This is a genomic window from Frankia sp. CeTa3Moorea (assembly GCF_978021225.1).
Genome location: NZ_CDXDOR010000199.1, coordinates 1 through 7,180 on the forward strand (window position 1 = coordinate 1; position 7,180 = coordinate 7,180).

The 7,180-nt window shown below is 70.3% G+C and carries 8 protein-coding genes; 3 read left to right on the forward strand and 5 right to left on the reverse strand.

Going from position 1 to position 7,180, the window contains the following annotated elements; all coding sequences use genetic code 11:
* Window positions 1-72 precede the first annotated feature (72 nt).
* From AC08OV_RS22240 to AC08OV_RS22250, 3 genes are all read right to left on the reverse strand, one after another.
* Window positions 73-279, reverse strand: a complete 207-nt coding sequence (locus AC08OV_RS22240) for a hypothetical protein (RefSeq protein ID WP_476620263.1) — start codon at window positions 277-279, stop codon at window positions 73-75.
* A 303-nt stretch (window positions 280-582) separates the two neighbouring features.
* Window positions 583-1,203 (reverse strand): GNAT family N-acetyltransferase, encoded by a 621-nt coding sequence (locus tag AC08OV_RS22245; protein WP_476620264.1) that lies wholly within the window; start codon window positions 1,201-1,203, stop codon window positions 583-585.
* Between the two features lie 89 nt (window positions 1,204-1,292).
* Window positions 1,293-1,856 carry a hypothetical protein gene (locus AC08OV_RS22250; RefSeq protein ID WP_476615446.1) on the reverse strand — a complete coding sequence of 188 codons (564 nt, stop codon included), beginning with the start codon at window positions 1,854-1,856 and terminating at the stop codon, window positions 1,293-1,295.
* Between the two features lie 689 nt (window positions 1,857-2,545).
* On the opposite strand from AC08OV_RS22250, the gene AC08OV_RS22255 reads away from it, so the two are divergent.
* Both AC08OV_RS22255 and AC08OV_RS22260 read left to right on the forward strand, forming a co-directional pair.
* Window positions 2,546-2,794 carry a hypothetical protein gene (locus AC08OV_RS22255; RefSeq protein WP_476594409.1) on the forward strand — a complete coding sequence of 83 codons (249 nt, stop codon included), beginning with the start codon at window positions 2,546-2,548 and terminating at the stop codon, window positions 2,792-2,794.
* Window positions 2,795-2,935: 141 nt separating this feature from the next.
* Entirely contained in the window at window positions 2,936-3,886 is a 951-nt protein-coding gene (locus AC08OV_RS22260; protein WP_476615445.1) for an HAD-IIA family hydrolase, read from the forward strand.
* 35 nt (window positions 3,887-3,921) lie between these two features.
* On the opposite strand, the gene AC08OV_RS22265 is transcribed toward AC08OV_RS22260, so the two are convergent.
* Window positions 3,922-5,370, reverse strand: coding sequence for a hypothetical protein (locus tag AC08OV_RS22265; RefSeq protein ID WP_476615444.1), 1,449 nt, complete (start codon window positions 5,368-5,370; stop codon window positions 3,922-3,924).
* 274 nt (window positions 5,371-5,644) lie between these two features.
* Here AC08OV_RS22265 and AC08OV_RS22270 point away from each other — a divergent pair, with 274 nt between their 5' ends.
* A complete protein-coding gene (locus AC08OV_RS22270; RefSeq protein ID WP_476615447.1) occupies window positions 5,645-6,346 on the forward strand; it encodes an adenylate kinase family protein in 702 nt (233 codons plus the stop codon).
* Between the two features lie 27 nt (window positions 6,347-6,373).
* Here the strand turns inward: AC08OV_RS22270 and AC08OV_RS22275 are convergent, their stop codons facing one another.
* Window positions 6,374-6,934: a hypothetical protein gene (locus AC08OV_RS22275; protein ID WP_476615443.1), complete on the reverse strand. Its 561-nt coding sequence runs from the start codon at window positions 6,932-6,934 to the stop codon at window positions 6,374-6,376.
* Window positions 6,935-7,180 lie beyond the last annotated feature (246 nt).

Here is a 7,180-nt window from a genome sequence, read left to right on the forward strand (position 1 = left end):
GATCGGGGGCCGTCGGCGCGGGGGCGCCGACGGCTGGTCCGGGGTGCCGCGGGTCCTGCGGCAGATGTGGGATCAGTCCATCCGGCGGGTGGCGGTCAGGTACATGACCGGGGTGGTGTAGATGATTGTGCCCTGGGTGTCGATCGCCTGCTGCCAGGCCTGGGCGTAGCGGTGGGCGAGGTTCTCGTCGAAGGTGGCGATGGTGTCGATGGGGCTGCGGGCGCCGGGATGCGGCGGCCGGTTGAGGTAGCCGTCGACGGCGTCCCGGCAGCCGTTCATCGCATCCCCTGACGTCGGCGCGGAGATCCGGACGCTGGCAGCATGGGCAGCGGCCGAGAGGGCAAGCTACGGCGACGTCGGCCGCACCCTGGGATCACGCGGCAGGGAGCACGCAAGCGGCTCCCCCGAATGATCCGCGCTGCGTCAGCATCGACAACCGTGGTTGTCGATGCTGGCCAGGAGGGTGAGGCCGGCAGTCCGAATACCGAGGAACGCCGACAAGGCGTACGTCCCGTGCCGGTCGAGGTTGCCGCGGGCCCGGTCGTAGCCGCGGGTCGTCCGCGGGTCCCGCCGGTCCGGCGTTCAGTCGAGATCGATGGCCATCAGCATGCGGGAGTTCGGGGCGAGGCCGAGCTCGCTCTCGTGCGCGACGAGGTCGGCGAGCGCCGGGGTCATCTCGGCCGCCACCAGTTCCCGGAAGCCCCACCGCGCATACAACGGACCGTTCCACGGCACCGTCCGGAAGGTCGACAACGTCACCCTCCGCACACGACGGGAGCGCGCATAATCGATCACGCTCAGGCTCAGCGCCCGGCCCCGACCCGACCTCCCGTGCTCCGGACGCACCGAGAGCTGTTCGAGATGGACACTCGCCGCTGGAGTCCCCACGCGTGGCGGCGCGCCGTCGGTCCCCGGCCCGGGCTCGGGGACGTCCGTGGGGAGGACGTCCGTGGGGAGGACGTCGGCGAGGGCGTAGCCCACCGCGACCCCCACCGGGCCGTCGCTCACCCAGGCCCGCCCCCCGGCGACATACTCCGCCAGCTTCTCGGCCGAAAGCGGAGAATGTCCGGCGATGTCGGTCATCCCAATCCCGGCGAACAGCACTCCGGCGGCCCGCTCGATGTCGCGCATCACGTCGACGTCGTCCTCGCTCGCCGGTCGGACCGACCGCAGGGCGTCGTCGAGGTCACGCGGGTCGGGCATCGCGCTCAAAGCCCGGGAAGAAGTCCACGTAGCCGAGTTTGACAGGACGTGCGGGGCGAGTCGTCCGGCGAGCGGCCGGCCGGGTGCGCTCAGCCGGTGGGAACGATCTGCGCCGGGGCCCCGATCTGGGCGACGAGCATGGTCCAGTGCCCGTCGCCGGCGTTGAGGGCGTCGGTCGTGCGCTGCAGCAGCACCGGCGGGGGGACGGGTGTGCCGTCGAACAGGTTCCCGCACGCCGTGACCGCCTGGGCGTAGGCACCGGCGCCTTCGGTCCAGCTCCTGCTCACGCTCTCGACGGGCGGGAGGCCCAGCGGTCCGATGCGGTCGACGGCCCGCCCCAGGTCGGCGCAGGCCGGTTTCAGCGACATGCCGTCCGCCGCCTGGATGTCGGCCCGTACCGCGTTGACCGCCCGCACGACCTCCGAACGGACCTGGGCGGTGGTGGCGTACCAGGACGTGAGCCGGGCCTTGACGTCGGTGGTTGGCGGTGCCGCCGCACCGGCCCCGCCAGCGGCCCCGCCACCGGACCCGACGACGAGGAACACCACGACCACCGCCACGACCCCGACCACGGAAAGAACTGCCAGCCCGCGTCGACGTTCCTCCCTGGTCAGTTCCTCCCAGGTGCGGTAGTCGCTCCGGCGCCGGCTCACGGGTCCCCCAAATAGCAAGAAGTCAGCGACAAAGCAGACGCACAGCTCAATCCTGACGTTGCGTCGGGAGCGACTCCCGACCGCGCCGGTGACGCGACGCCCGGCGTCCCACGTACCCGGTTCAACCTCCCGCCGCGGCACCGAGGCGCCGCGGGGGCACCGAAGAGGCCCCGCGGGGGGCACCACCAAAGGGGCACACCGCGAGGGGCACCACCAGACGGGCAGCGCCAGACGGGCACCGCCAAATGGGCTCCGGGGCTCTGCGGCTCCGGGGCGGCTGTCCCGGCCACCGCCATAGCAATACGCCGGACCGGCGGTATGCGCGGCGGTAGATGCGGCTGCACGACCGCGAGCGCGGGCAGCGGGCAAAGTACCGGCCCGCGACATCACCCGAGTGTCGGCGCGGGAAAACGCACCGTCTTCTCCTCCCTCCCAAGGGGATCCCCACGCGGGAACTTCGATTTTCGTCACACACATCTGCGTTCCGCTCCCGGCCGGCTCGGCGATGTACTCACGGATGTACGAACGGGCCGCACCCGGCCGTTGCCGGCGGAGGATCCCGGACCGACCCAGGTCGACATCCGGCGTTTCGATGCGCAAAGCTGCGTGAAAGCGTCAAGATATCCCGGGTGCTTTACCACCCCGCGGCTCGGTGGATACCGGTGAGGGACGTTCGCGAAGGGGCACAGATGGACTATGTGATGGACTTGTCGGAGTCGGAGTGGGGGACACCCGCACCGGACCGGACGGGCAGCTGGGCGATCATCGTCCTGGAGCAGGGGACCCGGCAGGTGCAGGGAGTCATCGGCCCGTTCCGGTCGCCCGGCCATGCGCAGGCCTACGCCTGCGACGGGGGATTCGCCGACTGGCTCATCGTCCCATCCCTGTATCTGATGTCGCCCACCGAACCGGAGATCGCCGCCATCGCGGTGCTGTGAGACGGGATCACCCGAACCCGGCGAGGTGAGGCGAGGTGACCGAACCCGCCGGATCGTCCGGGCCGGGTGGTCCCCATCATGGTGCCGAGTGGGGACCACCCGGCAGACGGCATCGAGCGCCGGCGGGGAGAATCGGGGGTCATGGCGGAGCATCTGATCGAGAACTATCTCATCGACATGGACGGTGTTCTGGTCCATGAGGAACATCCCATTCCGGGCGCGGATGCCTTTCTGGCCGGGATCAGCGCGGCAGGCCTGGGTTTTCTCGTGCTGACCAACAACTCGATCTACACGGCCCGCGACCTGTCCGCCCGACTGGCTGGCGCTGGACTCACAATCCCGCCGGAGCGGATCTGGACCTCGGCCCTCGCCACCGCGCTCTTCCTACATATCCAACGCCCCCAGGGATCGGCGTACGTCGTCGGCGAAGCGGGCCTGACCACGGCGCTGCACGACATCGGCTACGTCCTCAGCGACCGGTCACCCGATTACGTCGTCCTCGGGGAGACTCGGACCTACAGCTTTGAGGCAATCACCAAAGCGGTACGGCTGGTGCGCGACGGCGCACGCTTCATCGCGACGAATCCCGATCCCACCGGTCCCTCGGTGGAGGGTCTCCTGCCCGCCACCGGGGCGGTCGCGGCGATGATCACCCGGGCGACCGGCGTCACACCGTACTTTGTCGGCAAGCCGAACCCGTTGATGATGCGCAGTGCGCTGAACACCCTGTCCGCGCACAGCGAGACCACCGTGGTGATCGGCGACCGGATGGACACCGACGTCGTCGCCGGCCTGGAGGCCGGAATGGACACCGTGCTGGTGCTGTCGGGCATCACGTCCATCACCGACGTCGACCGGTTTCCCTACCGGCCGACCGCCATCGTCGGCAGCATCGCCCAGCTGCCCGTCGGTCGGGACGTGCGGACGCTCGACAGCATGCCGACGGCCGCCGTGCGCCCGGCGCCAGCCGAGACCCCCGAGACTCCCGAGCGCACCGGAGCCCCCGATCGCACCGGAGCCCCCGAGCGGGCCGGGGCGCACGGTCGGACCCTGGGAGCGATGCACACCCCGGGGTCCACCACACGTGGGTGAGGGTCCACCACGGAATCAGGGAACCCCGGACGGAATCAGGAGCCGCCCTGCGAACGGCGGAACAGGGTCGCGGTCGGCGCGGCGGCGGTCAGGGTCACCTTCGTCGGCGTGAACAGGAACGACTGCTGGGGCAGGCCGTCCGGACCCAGCAGGAACGCCCGCTCGATCGAGTCGACCTGGATGCGCGCACCGGTGTCGGCACCCGCACCGACGACCCGGGTCGCCTGGATGGACGCGATGTCCTCCGCGACGGTCCCGGGCGGGAGTTCGACGGCCGTGGCGGCCGGCGCGTCCCGTTCGATGGACCAGGCAGGGTAGGTCTTGTTCGACCGGTAGGTCTCGGGGTTGCCGGCGAGCCGCACCCCGACCGACAGCCCGACCCAGGCGTCGGCGGTGTTCGGTGTGCCGACCGTGTTCTTCCGGACGATCAGGTACAGGTAGTTACGCGGGTCGCTGATCCGGGTGCGCGAGTTCGGGACCGGGGCGTCGGCGACCTTGCCCTCCCGGGCGACCTCCTGGGACATCACCCAGTAGGTCCACGGGTTGCGGTCCATCTCCCGTTCAGGGGCCTCGGCGTTCGGGTCGAGGGTGTCCGCGGCCGCCAGGGCGAACCGCATCGGGCCGTCGGTGTTCTGGCACATGCTGTTGCTGCGCGTGCAGGTCCCGAGCAGCGGGTGCGTGCCCTCGTACCGGCCGGTGAACGGCTGAGACGTGTGCTCCGGACCCTGGATCACGGCGCTGCCGGGGATGGCGTTGCCGGTGGCGTCGATCTCGACCTGGTAGGTCCACTCGATGTCGGTGGTCCGCCCCCAGAACGCCATCAGGGCCGGGGTCGGGGTGCCTTCGTCCTTGTTGCTCCACACCATCGAGTAGGTCAGCAGGCGATGACCGGCGATCGCGGTTGGCGCTTCGGAGTGGAAGGCGAGCAGTGGGGTGTCGGTGACGGCGTTCTGGAACGGCCCGCCGGCCATCGGATTCGCGGTGGCGGCCGGCGCCGTCCGGCCGTAGATCACTGGAGCGTGGGCCAGGGCCTGGTAGCCGTTGTCCTGCGGCGTGACGGTGCGGAAGGTCAGATCGGTCAGGCGCGCCGTGGCGGCGTTGCGGGGCGACCGGTCCGCGGCGAACAGCGTCCGCAGGGTGTGCTTGCCGGCGGCCAGGTGACCCAGCGCGAGGCTGCGCTTGATCGGGAAGGAGGTGGGGATCACGAGGTCGGTGGCGTAGGCGGTGTCGACGTAGAGCGACAACACCGCGGACTCGCCGCCCGGGGAGCCCCAGGAGACCCCTGGGGCGGTGGTGGTGACGTCCAGGAGCACCTCGCCGTCGGCCTCGGTGCGGAAGGGGACCGACGAGTCCTGCCCCCGGTTGAGGACGATCTCCGCGGGTGGAGCCGGTGCCTTGTCCCCGGAACCGCACGCCGCGAGCCCCACCGCCAGCACGGTGGCGGCCAAGCTGGCGCCGAGCGTCTGACGCAGTCCCCTTGACACCCGCGTTCCCTCCTAGAATCCGGGATCGCCGCCGCCGCGGCCCGTTCCGCGCTCCCCCGATCCCCACACATCCTGACATCCTGCTCTTTACGGCATTGTCGCCGTGCACCGGTCCGGGTTGGGCTGCGGACAGCCCGCCGGTCGGCCGTGCGGGTGTCATGACGTACCCGCCACCGCTGGGCCGCGGAAACCCCTAGTGATCTCCATGGCGGATAACGTCGCGACGGAGAGGCCGGTGGGACAGCTGGGGGCGGAGGAACGAGCGGGAGTCGGCGTGCGCAAGTTCGTCATCATGGGCGTGCAGGGCAGCGGCAAGGGAACCCAGGCGACGATGATGGCCCGGGACTTCGACCTGGTCCACATCAGCGTCGGCGACGTCTTCCGCTGGAACGTGCAGAATCACACCAAACTCGGTGCCCAGGTCAAACGCATCGTGGCGGCCGGTCACCTGGTCGGGGACGATCTCGTCGAGTCAGTGGTGCGCTCCCGGCTGGCCGAGCACGACTGGAACTATGGGTTCATCATCGACGGGTTCCCGCGTAACGCACGGCAGGCCGAGTTCTTCCTGGAGAGCTACGACATCGACGGGGTCATCTACCTCGATCTCCCCGACGACGAGGTCTACCGGCGGGTGCTCGCCCGCCGGTTCTGCTCGCGGTGCGGCCTGGACTACAACCTGATCGCCAGTAGGCCGCAGGTGCCGGACACCTGCGATGTGTGCGGAGCGCCGCTGCTGACCCGGGCCGACGACAACCCGCAGGCGCTGGCCGTCCGCCTGCGGGAGTACCACGAGAAGACTCGACCGGTCATGGAGATCTTCCAGCGCAAGGAGTTCGTGGCCGTCGTGGACGCCAGGCACCCGCCGCGCGAGGTGCAGGCGGAGATCCGCCGGCATTTCGATCTTCCGCAGCTCGATCGCTCGCAGCTCGATCGCTCGCAGCTCGGTCTTCCGCAGCGGCCGGTCGTGTCCGGGTGAGCCCGGCCGCGATCCCCCGGGGGGGGGCTACTGCTTGGTGAATACCACGGCGACGCCGTCGGTGTTACCGACCCCCGCGGCCCCGATACTCCCGTTGACGCCGTGCCCGTTGAACTGGATGGCTCTGGCGACTCCCGGAATCCCCACATCCGTTGTGATCTTATAGCCGGCGCCAGGCAGGGTCTGCCGGTAGAAGGTGGCCACCCCGTCGCTGGACACCCCGCCCAGCGTCACCGTCGACGTCTTCCCGGTGGTCGTGCCGACCTTCACGGTGGCCCCGGGCGGCACCGGGAAATCGGGGGGGACATTCGTGCCACGCAGGGCATCCGCGCCGCTGACGGCGTCGATCCTTCCCACCCCCGGCAGCGAGGTGGGCAGCGAGGTGGGCAGCCCGCTCGGCAGCGCGGTGGGGATCGACGTCGGCAGGGTCGGTGTGCTGACGGAGGGCGGCACACCGATGTCGTCGGACCCCCCGCAGCCGGCGGTCAGCGCGACCATTCCCGCGAGGACCAGCCCCGGAAGCAGCGTCATGGTCCGGCCGGACCGGATCCCTCGGCGTGGTTCGTCAAGGGTGAGGTTCTCCCGCACGGCTGGTCCTCCTGCTCGGTCCGACCGGCGGGACAGGGGTCCCGCGGGCGGACGGTAGATCATCACTGTGGATCTGTCCAGGTGTCTGATTCCCGGATCTTTCGGATCCATGCTGTCGACCTTAGTCGCGGACGGTGCACGCCGCGTGGCGGTGTCGGCTCAGCGTCATTGCCTGTGTGGGGGTGGGCCTGCGTGGGGGTGCGGTTGGTGCGTCGCCACCCGGGGGAGCACACCGGAGCATCACGT

Excerpts from the sequence above, each read along its gene's own strand:
- AC08OV_RS22240 (WP_476620263.1), bottom strand. The coding sequence starts at position 279 with ATGAACGGCTGCCGGGACGCCGTCGACGGCTACCTCAACCGGCCGCCG.
- AC08OV_RS22245 (WP_476620264.1), bottom strand. The coding sequence starts at position 1,203 with ATGCCCGACCCGCGTGACCTCGACGACGCCCTGCGGTCGGTCCGACCG.
- AC08OV_RS22255 (WP_476594409.1), top strand. The coding sequence starts at position 2,546 with ATGGACTATGTGATGGACTTGTCGGAGTCGGAGTGGGGGACACCCGCA.
- AC08OV_RS22260 (WP_476615445.1), top strand. The coding sequence starts at position 2,936 with ATGGCGGAGCATCTGATCGAGAACTATCTCATCGACATGGACGGTGTT.